The sequence below is a fragment of the Georgenia deserti genome (genome assembly GCF_042680605.1).
In the GTDB taxonomy this organism is placed as follows: domain Bacteria; phylum Actinomycetota; class Actinomycetes; order Actinomycetales; family Actinomycetaceae; genus Allobogoriella; species Allobogoriella deserti.
The window spans coordinates 37558-52506 of the sequence record NZ_JBHUEE010000008.1 but is presented as its reverse complement, the minus strand read 5'-3'; the positions used below and the strand labels follow the sequence as shown (position 1 = coordinate 52506).

Here is a 14949-nt window from a genome sequence, read left to right as displayed (position 1 = left end):
ATTCCTGGACATGTCCGAGTCCGTGAAGATGCCCGCCCTGGGTGAGTCCGTCACCGAAGGCACGGTCACCCGGTGGCTGAAGTCGGTCGGGGACAGCGTCGAGGTCGACGAGCCGCTGCTCGAGGTCTCGACCGACAAGGTCGACACCGAGGTCCCCTCCCCGGTCGCCGGTGTCGTGGAGAAGATCCTCGTCGAGGAGGACGACACCGTCGAGGTCGGGGCGGAGCTCGCCGTGGTCGGCGACGGCTCCGGCGGCGGGGAGCCGGAGCCTGCCGGTGAGCAGGCGCCGGCGGCTGCCGAGGCCCCTGCGCAGGCGGAGGCGTCCGAGACGCCGGCCTCCGAGGAGGTCGAGGCGGCGCAGCCCGCGGCGGAGCAGGCCGAGCCACCGGCTCAGGCGCAGCAGGAGGCCACGGAGTCCGCACCGCAGCCGGCCGGTTCCGGTACGCAGTCCGATGGTGAGGCCCCGGGCGAGCCCGTGCTGATGCCTGCTCTGGGTGAGTCGGTCACCGAGGGCACGATCACCCGGTGGCTGAAATCGGAGGGCGACAGCGTCGAGGTCGACGAGCCGCTGCTCGAGGTCTCGACCGACAAGGTCGACACCGAGGTCCCCTCCCCCGTCGCCGGGACGGTGCAGAAGATCCTGGCCGGAGAGGACGAGACCGTCGAGGTCGGTGCGCAGTTGGCCATCGTCGGGTCCGGGTCCGCCGCCCCGGCGCAGGAGCCAGCCCAGGAGGAGCAGCGGGCCCCGGCGCAGGAGGAGCCTGCCCCGCAGGAGCAGGAGCAGGAGCAGGAGCAGGAGCCAGCCCAGCCGCAGGCCGTGCCCGCGCCGGCGGCAGAGGCCACTCCCGAGCCCGAGCCGCAGGCTGCGGAGCAGGCGGCCGAGGAGCGGGCGCCACAGACCGAGCAGTCGGGTCGTGAGCGTCCGGCGCAGGCAGCGGGCCGCTCGTACATCACTCCGCTGGTGCGCAAGCTCGCGGCGGACAAGGGCGTGGACCTGTCCACGGTGACCGGAACGGGTGTCGGCGGGCGTATCCGCAAGCAGGACGTCGAGGAAGCCGCGGCGAAGGCCACCGCCCCGGCGGAGGCGTCGCCTCAGGCTCCTCAGGCCGCGGCTCCGGAACCGAAGCCGGTGGAGGTCTCCCCGCTGCGCGGCACCACGGAGAAGATGTCGCGCCTGCGGCAGATCATCTCGCGCCGGATGAAGGAGTCGCTCGACACCTCCGCGCAGCTGACCACGGTCGCCGAGGTCGACGTCACCCGGATCGCGGCGCTACGCGCCAGGGCAAAGGACTCCTTCGCCGCCCGCGAGGGGACGAAGCTGACCTACCTGCCGTTCTTCGTCAAGGCGGTCACCGAGGCGCTCAAGGGACACCCGAAGCTCAACGCCACCATCGACGGCGACCAGGTGATCTACCACGACGTCGAACACATCGGTATCGCCGCGGACACCCCGCGCGGCCTGCTGGTGCCGGTGGTCAAGAACGCCGGCGACCTCACCCTGGGGGGCATCGCGAAGACCATCAACGACCTCGCCGCCCGCACGCGGGAGAACAAGGTCACCCCGGACGAGCTCGGCGGCTCGACGTTCACCATCACGAACACCGGATCGGCCGGGCTGCTGATCGACACCCCGATCATCAACCAGCCGGAGGTCGCCATCCTCGGCACGGGTGCGATCGTCAAGCGCCCGATGGTGGTCAAGGACGCGGACGGCAACGAGACGATCGGCATCCGCTCGATGGTCTACCTGTCCCTGACCTATGACCACCGCCTCGCCGACGGCGCCGACGCGGGCCGTTTCCTCATGGCCGTCAAGGCCCGGCTCGAGGAGGGCGCGTTCGACGCCGACCTCGGCATCTGACCCGGCATCCGACCGGTCCCGGCCCGGCCCCGCACCAGCTCGGTGCGGGGCCTTCGCCGTCGCGCGTCACCTCCTCACCCGCACTCCTCGGTGGCGGCCACGCGCCACGGTGGACCCGCGATCACCATGACGGTGCATCGGGGCTCGGACGCGGGAACGACGACGCCGTCGCTCTCTCCCCTGCCGCTCAGCGTGTACTCCCCTTGCCGGGTCACGACCCGGACACGCCGGCGGCCCTCGCCGTCGACCCCCAGCGCAGCTACCTCGCTCACGCGTGTCCGCAGACCGTCCGGCCGCACCCCTGCCCGGCCCAGGTCAGCCACGAGCGCGGCGTCCGCGGCTGCGAGCTCGCTACCAGGTTCGGTCAACTCCCCCAACGCCTGGGCGTCGCCGGTGGCCAGTGCGCGGTCGCGGGCCGCGACCAATGCCGTGACGACGTCCTGGACGTCGTCCTCCCCGAGCGGTTCTGCCCCACCTGCCCATCGGGTCGCCATGCCGGTCACCGCGACAACCATCGACAGCCCGGCGGCCACCAGCGCCATGTGCCGCCCTCTCCGAGTTCGTCGCCGATGTCGTCCACGAGGTCGCCGGTCCGCGCGCCGTTGCGTGGCGTCCTGACCGGAGCGCAGGCGTGCCTGTGCCAGGTCGGCCTCGGGCGGCAGCTCCAGGTGCTCGACCGCACCGAGCCCGGCGGCGGCCGTGGCGAGCCCTTCCGCACTCGGCCGTGTTGCGACGTCTGTCGACAGAGCCGGTGCGAGAATTCGTGCGACGTCGGGATGATCACCGCTGGCCCACCGCACGACCTCGGCCAAGGCCCACACGTCCGCGGCCGCGCCTGCCGCCGCCCCCGTACGCACCTCGGGCGCCGCGAACCCTGGCGTACCGCGCTCCGTGCTGACCTCACCCGCCAGATCGACGAGGACCGGGACACCACCAGCGGTGATGACGATGTTGTCCGGGGCGACATCACCGTGGATGACGCCCCGTGCATGGAGTTTCGCCAGGGCCGAACCAAGTGCCGTCAGGAGAGTGCGGGCTGCCCCGGGAGTCAGAGCGCCCCCGGCGGTGCGCACCGTGGTCAGCGTCGGCCCGGCGACCTCGTCGGTCACCAGGGCGCACCGGTCGTCCCCCAGGCCCACCACGTCCAGCACGCGCGGAAGATGGGGGTGGCAGGTCGACCGCAGCGCGGCGAGGCGACGCAGCAGGGCGGTATTGCGGTCGCCCGGAGGCAGCTGCAGGAAGGAGACGACCACCGTCCGGCCCGTCTCGTCACGTGCCCGCCACACGGCCCCGCCGGCACCGAACCCGACCGGAGTGAGCATCTCGTAGCCGGGCACATGCTCCTGCCTGCGCCGTCCGGGCCGACGGCACCGCCCACGCGTCGTGTCCATGGAGGCCAGCCCAGCACGAAGGGCGCAAAGCCTGCAGGCGTTATCCACAGGTCGCGTTGGTGGCCGGGCGGCTGGGGACGCGCCGGCGTCACAACCGGGGGCTGAGGCGCTCCGTCTCGGCCGCCTCCCGGGGGACGTGCCGTTGCCACGGCCACCACACGCGGCGTCCGAGGTCGAGCACCAGGCCGGGCACCAGCAGGCTGCGGACGAGCAACGTGTCGATGAGGACACCGGCGGAGACGATGAATGCGAGTTGGAGGAGAAAGAGGAGGGGAACCACCGACAGTGCCCCGAAGGTGGCTGCGAGCACGAGCCCGGCGGAGGTGATGACACCGCCGGTCACGGCAAGGCCGCGACGGGTCCCCGGCCGGGTGCCGAGCCGGAAGGACTCTTCGCGCACGCGCGTCATGAGGAAGATCGAGTAGTCGATGCCGAGCGCGACGAGGAAGACGAACCCGTAGAGCGGGACCGACGGATCTGCTCCCGGCAGATCAAGGACCTGATGGAAAACCACCGCGCTCAGCCCCATGGTGGCACCGAACGAGAGCAGGTTCGCCACGAGCACCACCAACGGGGCGACGATCGCCCGAAGGAGCAGGGCGAGCAGCACGGCGATCGCCGCGAGCACGAGCGGGACAATGGTACGCAGGTCGCGCTCACCGGCCTCGATCGTGTCGAGCCGTTCGGCCGCGGCCCCGCCGACGAGCGCCTGCGGGTCGGCGGCGTGCACCGCCTCGCGAAGGCCATCGACCGACTCCACCGCCTCGTTGCTCTCGGCCGGCGCGGCCAACGCGACCTCGACCTGCACGCGCCCGTCGACCGTGAGGGGAGCACCGTCCTCCGCGGTGACGACCTCGGCCGAGCGCACACCGTCGACGTCACCGGCAGCGGTGCGCAGTTCGCCGGCTTTCTCGGCGTCGCCGATGACGAGAGCGGGCTGGACCGAGCCGGCGTCGAAGTGCTCGGCCAGCACCGTTTCGCCGGCCACGGACTCGACATCATTGAGGAAGATGTCGGATTCGCTCGTGCCCTCTGCCTGGAACGTCGGCGCGAACGCCGCCGCACCGAGGAGCACGACCGCTGTCGTGACCCAGACCCGGCGCGGACGAGCCCCCACGGCGTCCGCGACCTTGGGCCACAGCCGGCTGTCGTTCCGTCGGTTCCCGGCACGCCCGGGCACACGAGGCCAGAAGAGCACGGTGGAACGGCGGCCGGCAGCAAGTAGCAGGGCCGGCAGCAGTGTCAGCGCCGACAGGACGGCGCAGCAGATCCCGATGGCGGCGACGGGCCCGAGCCCGGAATTCGAGCGGAGATCGGACAGCAGCAGACACAGCAGACCGGCGACGACGGTTCCGGCGCTGGCCAGGATCGGCTCGAGCGATGCACGCCAGGCCGCGCGCATGGCGGATGTCGGATCGGCACCCGATTCCAGCTCTTCGCGGTATCGGGCGATGAGCAACAGCGAGTAGTCGGTCGCAGCGCCGACCACGAGGATCGAGAGGATCCCTTGGCTCTGTCCGTTGAGGAGCAGCACGTCCCGCTCTGCGAGGTTCTTCACCACCAGCGCGGCAGCGCACAGTCCGAGCACGGACGTCAACAAGACAGTGAACGGCAGAAGTGGTGACCGGTAGACCAACAGGAGGATGACCAGTACGACCGACAGGGCGACTGCGAGCAGCACGGTGTCGATCGATCCGAATGCGGAGCCCAGGTCGGCGACGAACCCTGCCGGCCCGGTGACCCAGGCTTGCAGACCAGTCCCGCTCAGCTCCTCGTCGGTCAATGCCCGTAGTTCATCGACGACGACGGCGCCGAGCTGTTCGTCTTCCGGCCCGACCACCTCGTCGACCTGCGCACCGTCGAGCGCGACCGTCAAGAGGGCAGCCGCGCCGTCCGGTGCCGGCACAGCGACAACGGGAGCTCGCGCAACATCGGAGAGCCTGCGACCGTTGGGCAACTCGAGCTGGCTCGCGGTGCTCGCGAGACGGTCGAGGATCTCCAGCTCGGACCTGTCGAGCTTGCCACCGTCCTCGGGCCGGACGACCACGAGCGCAGGCAGCGTCTGTTCTCCTGTGAACTCTTCCGCCAAGTGGGCGGCGCGGGTCGATTCGGCTGATTCGGGCAGGAATGCGGCGTCGTCGTTCTCCTGCACCTGGGAGAGTTCTCCTTGGGCCACGCCACCCCAGGCCGCGACCACCAGCCACACGAGCAGGACCAGGACGAGGCCGAGCACCCGGACCGTACGACGGCGCATGAGTCTCCTTCGGTCCCGGGTCCGGCCAAGCGCCGCACCGGCTCATGGTGCGACCGCCGAACCACACCCGCAACACGTCGGAGTTAGCATCGTCGGGTGGACCTGCAGTGGGTGGATCTGGGCACGGGAACGGTGGACTACCGCTGGGCGTGGGAGCTGCAACGCGAGGTTCACGCTGACGTGATCGCCGGGCGCCGCCCGGACACGGTCCTCCTCCTCGAGCACGCCCCGGTGTACACGGCCGGGAAGCGGACGGCTTCGCGGGAGCGGCCCACGGACGGCACCGAGGTGATCGATGTCGACCGCGGCGGCCGGATCACCTGGCACGGTCCCGGCCAACTCGTGGCCTACCCGATCGTTCGGCTCGCGGAACCGGTCGACGTCGTCGCCTATGTGCGGGCACTGGAGGAGGCCGTCATCTCGGTGGCCGGCCGCTACGGGGTGGGCGGATCACGTATCGACGGCCGCTCCGGGGTGTGGGTCCGCGCGGACGAGCGGGGTCGCGACCGCAAGCTCTGTGCGGTCGGGGTGCGGGTGGCACGCGGAGCCACGATGCACGGCATCGCGCTCAACGCCGATCCGGACCTGAGCTGGTTCGACCGCATCATCCCGTGCGGGATCGAGGACGCGGACGTCACCTCGTTGAGCGCTGAGACCGGCCGGCGGATCACGCCGCTCGACGTCGTCGACGATCTCGGCGAGGCGTTGGTGACTGCCCTCACACCCCTGGCTGCCGCTGGCGCACCGGTTGCGGTGCGTGCCTAGGATCGCAGGGTGAGCGTCAATCCCGAAGGCCGCCGCATGCTCCGCGTCGAGGCGCGCAACGCCGAGACTCCCATCGAGCGCAAGCCCGAGTGGATCAAGACGAAGGCGGTGATGGGCCCCGAGTACCGGGAGCTCAAACAGCTTGTCCACGGGCAGGGCCTGCACACGGTGTGCGAGGAAGCCGGATGTCCCAACATCTTTGAATGCTGGGAGGACCGGGAGGCCACGTTCCTCATCGGCGGGTCGCAGTGCACCCGGCGGTGCGACTTCTGCCAGATCGACACGGGCAAGCCCTCGCCGCTCGACCGGATGGAGCCGGCCAAAGTCGCCGGATCGGTACGCCAGATGGGCCTGAAGTACTCCACCGTGACCGGTGTGGCCCGGGACGACCTCGAGGACGGTGGCGCGTGGTTGTACGCCGAGACGGTCCGCCGGATCCACGCCGAGAACCCGGGCACCGGTGTCGAGCTCCTGATCCCGGACTTCGACGCCGACCCTGCTCAGCTGGCGGAGGTGTTCTCCTCTCGACCCGAGGTCCTGGCGCATAACCTGGAGACGGTGCCGCGGATCTTCCGCCGCATTCGGCCCGGCTTCCGGTACGAGCGGTCGCTGCGAGTGCTGACCATGGCGGCCGAGGACGGCCTGGTGACGAAGTCCAACCTCATGCTCGGGATGGGCGAGACGTTCGACGAGGTCGTCGAGGCCATGCAGATGCTGCACGAGGCGCGGTGCGACCTGCTGACGATCAACCAATATCTGCGCCCGTCGGTGCGCCACCACCCGGTGGAGCGGTGGGTCAAGCCAGAGGAGTTCGTCGAGCTCTCCCGGATCGCCGAGGAGATCGGCTTCCTCGGTGTGATGGCCGGTCCGATGGTGCGCTCGTCCTACCGGGCTGGCCGGCTGTGGGCCCGCGCCATGATCAAGAAGGGGCGCGAGGTGCCTGCGGAGCTCGAGCACCTGACTCAGGAGACCACCTCCCGGCAGGAGGCGAGTGCCGTCGCCGGCCGGCTCGGGATCGAGCAGCGTCTCGGCGCGGCGGTGGGGTCCTGACCCCGCGTGTGAGACGTACCGCGCCCGGTGCGGCGGCCGCTACCTGAGCCGTAGACTGCGGGATCATGGCCCGCAAGAAGTCCGAGACCGACACGACCGCCTCCGGCGCCACCAAGCCGGAGAAGAAGCAGCGCTGGTACCACAACGTCCGTGACGCGTACCGCCTGACCCGTCAGGTGTATCCCGCGATCACCTGGATGCTTCTCGGGACCTTCGTGCTGATCATGGCGGTCGCGCTCGCGATCGGGTTCGCCTGGGGGCACCCGATCTACATGACGTTCTTCGGGCTACTGGTCTCCCTGACCCTGATGATGGTCGTGCTGTCGGTGCAGACCAGGAAGGCCAGCTACCGCCAGATCGACGGGCGCCCCGGCGCCGCCGGTGCAGTGCTCGGGCAGATCCGGCGCGGGTGGAACGTCGAGCAGGAGCCGGTGGCGGTCAATCCGCGCACCCAGGACATGGTCTTCCGGATGATCGGCCGGCCCGGGATCGTGCTCGTCTCCGAGGGCCCCAGCCATCGCGTCAGCCGGATGCTCGCTGACGAAAAGCGCAAAGTTTCCCGCGTGGCGCCGAACGTGCCGGTGCACCTCATCCAGTACGGCAACGACGACGGCCAGGTGCCGATCAGCAAGCTGATGGGCAGCGTGCGCAAGCTCGACAAGAAGCTCACCGCCGCCGAGGTCGCGCAGGTGGGCAAGCGGATGCAGGCGCTCGGCAGTGCCAAGCTTCCGGTGCCGAAGGGCATCGACCCGATGCGTGCGCGTCCGGACCGCAAGGCAGTCAAGGGCCGCTGACGAGCCCGAGTGAGGAACGAGCGGAGGGCGAGGAGGCGGGCGATCAGGCAGGGCCGCTGACGAGCCCGAGTGAGGAACGAGCGGAGGGCGAGGAGGCGGCCGATCAGGCAGGGCCGCTGACGAGCCCGAGTGAGGAACGAGGGCGCCGCCCGCCTCACCGTATCCGTGTCACCGTGGTTCCTGCGGCGACGTCGTGCAGACCTCGGCCGTCGGCGGTCCACACCACGGCCGGGATCACCAGGCACAGGAGGACCGTCCGCAGCAGCGCGCGCAGCGGCCCGGCCGGACCGCGACCCGGGGTGCGCACACCGATGCCGACCACGAGGTGCCCGATGCTGGCGCTGATGGTGGCAACCATCGCGATGGTCATGACGGCGAACGTGCCCAAGGTGGCCATCGGGTGGTAGTCGAAGAAGCCGGCGCTGATGACGGAGGCCAGTGTCCAATCGATGGCCAGCGCGACCGCACGGCGACCGAGACCGGCCACGGGGGGAAGCTCATCGGGCACCGCACGAGCCTAACCGCGCGACGCCGTCGTCCGAGCCGCGGATGGGGCCGGGGCGTACCGATACGTGACCACCCCATGGGATGCCGTAGCGGTTCGCGTAACGTGTTCGACACATTCGGGTGACACAAGGGAAACGGCCGACAGCTAGCGTCAGGGCGGTTGCACGAGGTCGCCCCTGTCACCGTCAGTCCACCCTCAAGGAGCTAACCGGATGTTCTCAACCCCCGAGGAGGCCATCGCCTTCACCAAGGAGCAGGACGTCAAGTTCGTCGACGTCCGCTTCTGTGACTTGCCGGGAGTGATGCAGCACTTCAACATCCCGGTGGAGGCGTTCGACGAGGACGCCTTCAACGACGGGCTGATGTTCGACGGGTCCTCCATCCGCGGCTTCCAGCAGATCCACGAGTCCGACATGAAGCTGGTCCCGGACGTGACGAGCGCCTTCGTGGACCCGTTCCGGAAGCAGAAGACCCTGGTCGTCAACTTCTCGATCGTCGACCCCTTCACCGGTGAGGCCTACTCTCGGGACCCGCGCAACATCGCGGCGAAGGCGGAGGCGTACCTCAAGAGCACCGGGATCGCGGACACGGCGTTCTTCGGGGCCGAGGCGGAGTTCTACGTTTTCGACGACGTGCGGTTCGCCACGAACGCGCACTCCAGCTTCTACTACCTCAACTCGATCGAGGCGGCGTGGAACACCGGCGCCGAGGAGGACGGGCACAACCAGGGGTACAAGACGCGCTACAAGGGCGGATACTTCCCGGTGCCGCCTGCCGACCACTTCGCTGACCTGCGCGATCAGATGGTCAGCACACTCCAGGAGGTCGGTCTTCAGGTCGAGCGGGCGCACCACGAGGTGGGCACCGCGGGCCAGCAGGAGATCAACTACAGGTTCAACACCCTGCGTAGCGCGGCCGACGACGTGCTGAAGTTCAAGTACGTCATCAAGAACACCGCCTGGGAGGCCGGCAAGACGGTCACCTACATGCCGAAGCCGCTCTTCGGTGACAACGGCTCGGGTATGCACTCGCACCAGTCGCTGTGGAAGGACGGCGAGCCGCTGTTCTTCGACGAGCGTGGCTACGGCGGCCTGTCGGACACGGCGCGCTGGTACATCGGTGGCTTGCTCAAGCACGCTCCGTCGCTGCTGGCGTTCACGAACCCGACGGTGAACTCCTACCACCGGCTCGTGCCGGGCTTCGAGGCGCCGGTGAACCTGGTCTACTCGGCCCGCAACCGTTCGGCGTGCATCCGGATCCCGATCACCGGCTCCTCGCCGAAGGCCAAGCGCATCGAGTTCCGTGTGCCGGATCCGTCGTCGAACCCGTACCTGGCGTTCTCCGCGATGCTCATGGCCGGCATCGACGGCATTCAGAACCGGATCGAGCCGCCCGAGCCGGTCGACAAGGACCTGTACGAGCTGCCGCCGGAGGAGCACGCGCAGATCGCGCAGGTGCCGGACTCGCTGCCGGCCGTGCTGGACGCGCTCGAGGCCGACCACGAGTTCCTCACCCAGGGCGACGTGTTCACCGAGGACCTCATCGAGACCTGGATCGAGTACAAGCGCGAGAACGAGATCGACCCGCTGCGGCTGCGCCCGCACCCGCACGAGTTCGAGATGTACTACGACATCTAAACCGGGGGTTCCACCCTTTGTCAGTAGTTGCCGGAACGGCGGCTGACCTGCGGAAACGTCTCTCGACGTCATCCAACGGCAGCCGCCGTTCTTGGTTGCTGTGTGTAACCGGTGTGCAACGAGCGCTCATCGCTACGACGGACGACGGAACGCACGCAGGCTCGTGACGCTCCCACCGCGCCCCCGGACGAACGCGGAAGCGCCCGCTCCCCCATCTGCTCGACTTTGTGGCCGAAGTTGACGCGCACACAACCCGATCAGCCGGCGTTCGTGGCCCATGGCCGCACGCTACGGAGCCGGCGAGCGACCTCGGGAGGGCTGGGGCCTTCGGCATCGCCCCGACAGCTCCAGCAACGTGATGCCTTTTGCTTGCCGAAAGCTTATAGCAGACACCATAACGCCACGTCCAGGGGCGTCATAGACGATCCAGACATGACCTTAGATACGCCAGCCGCCCTCCGGGTCACCGCAGCAAGCAATGCGGACCGGGATGTGCTCGAACGGCTGTGGGGCATGTTCAGTCACGATCTCTCGGAGTACAACCGTGTGCTACCCGATCGCAATGGGCGGTTCCGTCAGGAACGGCTCAACGCCGCCCTCGACGGCGAGGCAGGTTGGGCCGCCCGACTGATCCATCTCGGCGCCTCACCTGTCGGCTTCGCCGTGCTACGAGCCCTAGACAGCTCGCCCCACGTCATCAACAGCTTCTTCCTCGTCCACGGCGCTCGACGACGCGGCATTGGAACCCTCGCCGTCAAGCGCATTGTGGAGGAGTTCCCCGGACGCTGGTCCGTCGCTTTCCAGGACACTAATGAACCTGCGGCAGCGTTCTGGCAGCGCGTGTGCAACTCGGTCGATCCCGCCGCCACGAAGGAGCACCGTCCAGTGCCGGGTCGTCCCGAGCTCCGACCAGACACGTGGATCGACTTCACCGTCTGACGACGCCCCAGCGGAGGTCGACCACGCGTTCGAGCAACCATTGGGCACTTCCTCTTCATATACCCGATTAGGATGACTTGAAAGTTCACCGGAAAGTATGATCGCCTGTATGAGCAGGGTCGTCTTTATGTGCGGCCCGGCCGGTTCGGGAAAGTCGACCGTCGCCCGCCAACTCGAAGACGGCGGCATGACGCGGCTGTCCTTCGACCAGGAGGCATGGCGTCGCGGCATCCGGTCGATGCCATTGCCAACAGATCTCCATCGGGAGATCGAGACCGAGCTCCGCGCCCGCTTGACCGCGCTCGTCACCGCGGGCACGGATGTCGTCCTGGACTTCTCGTTCTGGTCGCGGTGGGAACGCGAGAAGTGGCGCAGCCTGGTCAGGCCGCTCGGCGTGGAGCCCGAGACGATCTACCTCGCCACAGCGCGCGAGGTCGCGCTGGAGAGGGTGGGCGCCCGCCGGACCGACGAGGCAGACGCATATCAGCTCGACTCCGATCTCGCGGCCGCCTACTTCGACAACTTCGAACCGCCGACCCCGGACGAGGGCCCGCTGACCGTCATCTCGTGACCGGCAGCGCGCTCAGCGTAAGCCGTCCGTGGGCGGTAGCGAGGACGGTCGCGAGCAGCCAGAGGATGATGCCGAGCACGAGCTGGATGCCGCCGAGTCCCGCCGCGGTGCTCCAGTTGGTCACCGGTTCGCCCAGGAACTGGACATGGTCGGCGAGCATGGGCGTCCACCACAGCGCGCCGGCGAGGATCGTGACGAGGACGACGCCGACATCCCCGAGTGCCAGCAGGCCGAGGACGATGCCGAAGACTGCCTGCATGACAAGCCAGCCCAGTTCTCGCCGGGTCCCGGGATCTTGGACCTGACGACGAAGTACGCCCCAGCCACTGCCTTCGTGGGGCGAGTGCTGCTCGAGGGCCGCTCGTCCCAGCAGCCGTGCAGCCGCACTCTGATGCCATGTGGCCCAGGCGTGCAATGCGCGTAGCGCGGCGGGGAGGAGCAGGAGGCCGATGCCGAGCAGGCACAGCAGCGCGCAGAGCAGCAGCACCGGCAGGAACACGAGGCTGACCAGCCCGGTGAACAGGTTCAGCAGGGCGTAGGCGCTTCGGCGGCCGAGGCCCGCGATCTGGCTGTTCATTCGATAATTCTCCGTTCGTTCGAGATGAGAGGTGTCGGGCTTTCGGCCGTGCTCAGGCGATGTCTCGCCGTAGCGGGAGGACGAAGGCAATAGCTGCGGCGACGGCCGCATACACGAAGAGCACGAGCGCGCCGACCCACGGGCTGAGGATGCTCGGCCCAGACAAGTGCAGCTGGGCCCTCATGGCGTCGGTGAGGAAGGTGAAACCGACCAGGCTCGCTGTCGCCCCGCCGGGCAGCAGCGGGTAGGCGGTGTTGATGCCGGGGATGAGCATGATCATCGGCTCGACGAGGTAGAACCAGCCCAGCACGATCCCGGCAGCGAGCAGGAAGTTGCGGGCGATGGCTCCGACCGCGACGCCGATGGCCGTGTAAGCGACGGCGGCGAGAGCGACGCCGGCGAGATTTCGGGCGAGATCGGCCGGTGCAAGTCCAAGCGGCGTCCCGCTGATGCCGGCGTGGAGCAACAGCACGGCTCCCGTCGACGCCGCCAGGAGGATGCCGTAGCCGAGACTGGCGAATGCGTAGACGAGCAGTTTCGCGACGAGAACTGTTCCGCGTCGGGGGGCGGCGATGAAGGTGGTGACGATGGTGCGGTGCTGGTACTCGCCGGCGATGACGAAGACGCCCAGCAGCGCGGGAAGGAACAGCGTCAGCGCGGTGATCCCGAGCACGATCTGCACCCCTTCTGGCGTGTCCAGCCCAGGCATGGGAGGAGTGGCGTTCTCCGGCCCCACGATCGAGATCACCGCGGGGAAGAAGGCGCCGGCCGCCAGCGCAGTCACGGCCGCCCATACGGGGATCCTGGTTCCGAACAGCCGGCGCAGCTCGCCGGCGATCACGCGGTTCATCGGCGCACCTCTCCTTCGCCTCCGGTCCGGCTCCCGGTCGACGTCAGCGTCAGGAAGACGTCTTCGAGAGAGCGCTGCCCGCCGTCGGTCAGATCGCTGAGAGAGCCGCGCCTGATGGTTCGTCCCCGGTCGATCAGGATGACGTCGTCGACGATCTGCTCGACCTCGGACAGGACGTGACTGGCCAGCAGCACGGCCCCGCCCCGATCCGCGAAATCCCGCAAGAACCCGCGCAGCCACGCGATTCCGGCGGGGTCGAGTCCGTTGGCCGGTTCGTCGAGAATCAGGATGCTTGGGTCCCCGAGTAGCGCGGTCGCCACCGACAGGCGCTGCCGCATACCGAGGGAGAACGTTCTGACGCGCCGTCCGGCGAACGCGTCGGTCCCCAGGAGTGCCGAGACGGTCTCCACGCGCTCGTCGTCATGCCCGCCGAGGACCGCGTGGACCCGGAGATGCTGCCGGGCCGTCAGCGAGGGCTGCAGGCCGCCACCGTCGATGACAGCACCCACCCGGGCGGTCGGGTCCGGCAAGTCCACGTAACGCCTGCCGCCGATGACCGCCGTGCCCCCGTCCGGGCGGATGAGTCCCAGCAACATGCGAAGCGTCGTGCTCTTCCCGGCCCCGTTCGGCCCCAACAGCCCAGTGACCCGCCCGTAGGCGGCCGTGAGCGAGATCTCCTCCACGGCCGACACCGAGCCGAAGCGCTTCGTGAGACGTTCCGCCTCAACGGCGGCGCCGCTCACGCCCCGACTCCTGCAGACAGGCGCGCCGCCATTTCATGCGCGTTGGGCGCGCTCACCAACACCTCGGAGAACCCCTCAGCACCGTCGGGAGCGCACGAGAGTCTCAGCGTCGGCGTGCTTCGGCGCATCGCCAGCAGACGACGGGTTCCATCGAGACCCACCCAGATGCCGACCTTGAGCATCCCGGAAACGACCACCCCTCCGTGTCGCAACCCCAGGCTCCTCGTCACCCATTCGTCGGAGGCCGTGACCGCGAAAAGCGCCGACCTCTGGACGGTCAGCGCAGGACGGCGTGTCGCCATCGCCTCCCATCCGCTCATCCGGATGGTGACGTGCTGCGCCTGGACGTCGATCGTGGCCATGTTGCCTCCCTCGTGTGTACCCGCTAGTGTTCTCCATACTGCAACTATTCGCAAGTGTGCGACTGATAGGAGTTGGTGAGTGGCGAGTTGAACTCATTCGAAGCGCTGTTCCATCCGGTACGGCTGCGCATCTTGCAGGCAGTGGCCTCTCGAAGAGTCACGGTCTCAGAGCTGGCGGCTCTCATCGAAGGAGTCGCCGCCACGACGGTGTACCGACATGTGAATACGCTCATCACCAGCGGCGTGCTCACGGTCATACCAAAGCGCTCTCGCCACGGTTCACCGCAACGCGAACTCGCTCTCTCGGAGGACGGCGCGCGTCCTCCTGACATCAACACGATCCATCTTTCACCCACTCACGAGAGCCAGCGGGCGTTCGTGGTGTTCCTTGCGCGTTTGGCCTCCGAATTCGACCGCCTTATCGAATCCACGAAGGGGTCCGTTACACCGGACTTCGGTTACAGCCAGACCTTGCTGTACGTCACCGATGAGGACCTTCGGCACATTCGGGGATGCCTTCGTGATCTTCTGAGGCCTCACCTTCGGCCGCGAACCGGGCGAGAAGCACGAACGACCCTGGGAATTGTGCTGATACCGGACGATGGCCCGGCGAGCCGCATGGAAGAGCCCGATGCTGGAACACCCTGA

Annotated in this window: 15 protein-coding genes; 8 read left to right on the top strand and 7 right to left on the bottom strand. The window is 68.6% G+C overall.

Annotation, left to right across the window (positions count from 1 at the left end; translation table 11 throughout):
• Positions 1–10: 10 nt before the first annotated feature.
• A complete protein-coding gene (gene sucB, locus ACFSE6_RS14555; RefSeq protein ID WP_388008605.1) occupies positions 11–1861 on the top strand; it encodes a 2-oxoglutarate dehydrogenase, E2 component, dihydrolipoamide succinyltransferase in 1851 nt (616 codons plus the stop codon).
• 74 nt (positions 1862–1935) lie between these two features.
• Here the strand turns inward: sucB and ACFSE6_RS14550 are convergent, their stop codons facing one another.
• Both ACFSE6_RS14550 and ACFSE6_RS14545 read right to left on the bottom strand, forming a co-directional pair.
• Positions 1936–3198, bottom strand: coding sequence for a protein kinase domain-containing protein (locus ACFSE6_RS14550; protein ID WP_388008602.1), 1263 nt, complete (start codon positions 3196–3198; stop codon positions 1936–1938).
• A gap of 142 nt (positions 3199–3340) precedes the next feature.
• Positions 3341–5506 (bottom strand): MMPL family transporter, encoded by a 2166-nt coding sequence (locus ACFSE6_RS14545; protein ID WP_388008599.1) that lies wholly within the window; start codon positions 5504–5506, stop codon positions 3341–3343.
• Between the two features lie 96 nt (positions 5507–5602).
• On the opposite strand from ACFSE6_RS14545, the gene lipB reads away from it, so the two are divergent.
• The 3 genes from lipB to ACFSE6_RS14530 all read left to right on the top strand — a co-directional run bounded on the left by lipB (position 5603) and on the right by ACFSE6_RS14530 (position 8115).
• Complete coding sequence (gene lipB / locus ACFSE6_RS14540; RefSeq protein ID WP_388008596.1) at positions 5603–6271, top strand: lipoyl(octanoyl) transferase LipB; 669 nt, start codon at positions 5603–5605, stop codon at positions 6269–6271.
• A 9-nt stretch (positions 6272–6280) separates the two neighbouring features.
• Positions 6281–7321: a lipoyl synthase gene (gene lipA / locus ACFSE6_RS14535; RefSeq protein ID WP_388008593.1), complete on the top strand. Its 1041-nt coding sequence runs from the start codon at positions 6281–6283 to the stop codon at positions 7319–7321.
• 65 nt (positions 7322–7386) lie between these two features.
• Positions 7387–8115, top strand: a complete 729-nt coding sequence (locus ACFSE6_RS14530; RefSeq protein ID WP_388008590.1) for a DUF4191 domain-containing protein — start codon at positions 7387–7389, stop codon at positions 8113–8115.
• Between the two features lie 154 nt (positions 8116–8269).
• Here ACFSE6_RS14530 and ACFSE6_RS14525 read toward each other — a convergent pair whose 3' ends face one another.
• The gene (locus ACFSE6_RS14525) at positions 8270–8623 is read right to left on the bottom strand and encodes an RDD family protein (protein ID WP_388008587.1); all 354 of its coding nucleotides are present in this window, start codon (positions 8621–8623) and stop codon (positions 8270–8272) included.
• 211 nt (positions 8624–8834) lie between these two features.
• On the opposite strand from ACFSE6_RS14525, the gene glnA reads away from it, so the two are divergent.
• From glnA to ACFSE6_RS14510, 3 genes are all read left to right on the top strand, one after another.
• Positions 8835–10259, top strand: a complete 1425-nt coding sequence (gene glnA, locus ACFSE6_RS14520) for a type I glutamate--ammonia ligase (protein ID WP_388008584.1) — start codon at positions 8835–8837, stop codon at positions 10257–10259.
• Positions 10260–10691: 432 nt separating this feature from the next.
• Positions 10692–11198, top strand: a complete 507-nt coding sequence (locus ACFSE6_RS14515) for a GNAT family N-acetyltransferase (RefSeq protein ID WP_388008581.1) — start codon at positions 10692–10694, stop codon at positions 11196–11198.
• Positions 11199–11307: 109 nt separating this feature from the next.
• Positions 11308–11769 (top strand): P-loop nucleotide/nucleoside kinase family protein, encoded by a 462-nt coding sequence (locus tag ACFSE6_RS14510; RefSeq protein ID WP_388008578.1) that lies wholly within the window; start codon positions 11308–11310, stop codon positions 11767–11769.
• Here ACFSE6_RS14510 and ACFSE6_RS14505 read toward each other — a convergent pair.
• The 4 genes from ACFSE6_RS14505 to ACFSE6_RS14490 are packed head-to-tail and all read right to left on the bottom strand — an operon-like array spanning position 11759 to position 14301.
• The gene (locus tag ACFSE6_RS14505) at positions 11759–12346 is read right to left on the bottom strand and encodes a sensor domain-containing protein (RefSeq protein WP_388008575.1); all 588 of its coding nucleotides are present in this window, start codon (positions 12344–12346) and stop codon (positions 11759–11761) included. The two genes, ACFSE6_RS14510 and ACFSE6_RS14505, sit on opposite strands and share 11 nt — an antisense overlap.
• Before the next feature lie 52 nt (positions 12347–12398).
• Complete coding sequence (locus ACFSE6_RS14500; protein WP_388008572.1) at positions 12399–13196, bottom strand: ABC transporter permease; 798 nt, start codon at positions 13194–13196, stop codon at positions 12399–12401.
• Positions 13193–13939 (bottom strand): ABC transporter ATP-binding protein, encoded by a 747-nt coding sequence (locus ACFSE6_RS14495; protein WP_388008569.1) that lies wholly within the window; start codon positions 13937–13939, stop codon positions 13193–13195. The genes ACFSE6_RS14500 and ACFSE6_RS14495 overlap by 4 nt, the downstream gene beginning before the upstream one ends.
• Positions 13936–14301: a hypothetical protein gene (locus ACFSE6_RS14490; protein ID WP_388008566.1), complete on the bottom strand. Its 366-nt coding sequence runs from the start codon at positions 14299–14301 to the stop codon at positions 13936–13938. Before ACFSE6_RS14490 ends, ACFSE6_RS14495 begins: the two co-directional genes overlap by 4 nt.
• A 75-nt stretch (positions 14302–14376) precedes the next feature.
• Between ACFSE6_RS14490 and ACFSE6_RS14485 the strand changes: the two genes are divergently transcribed.
• A complete protein-coding gene (locus tag ACFSE6_RS14485) occupies positions 14377–14949 on the top strand; it encodes a helix-turn-helix domain-containing protein (RefSeq protein ID WP_388008563.1) in 573 nt (190 codons plus the stop codon).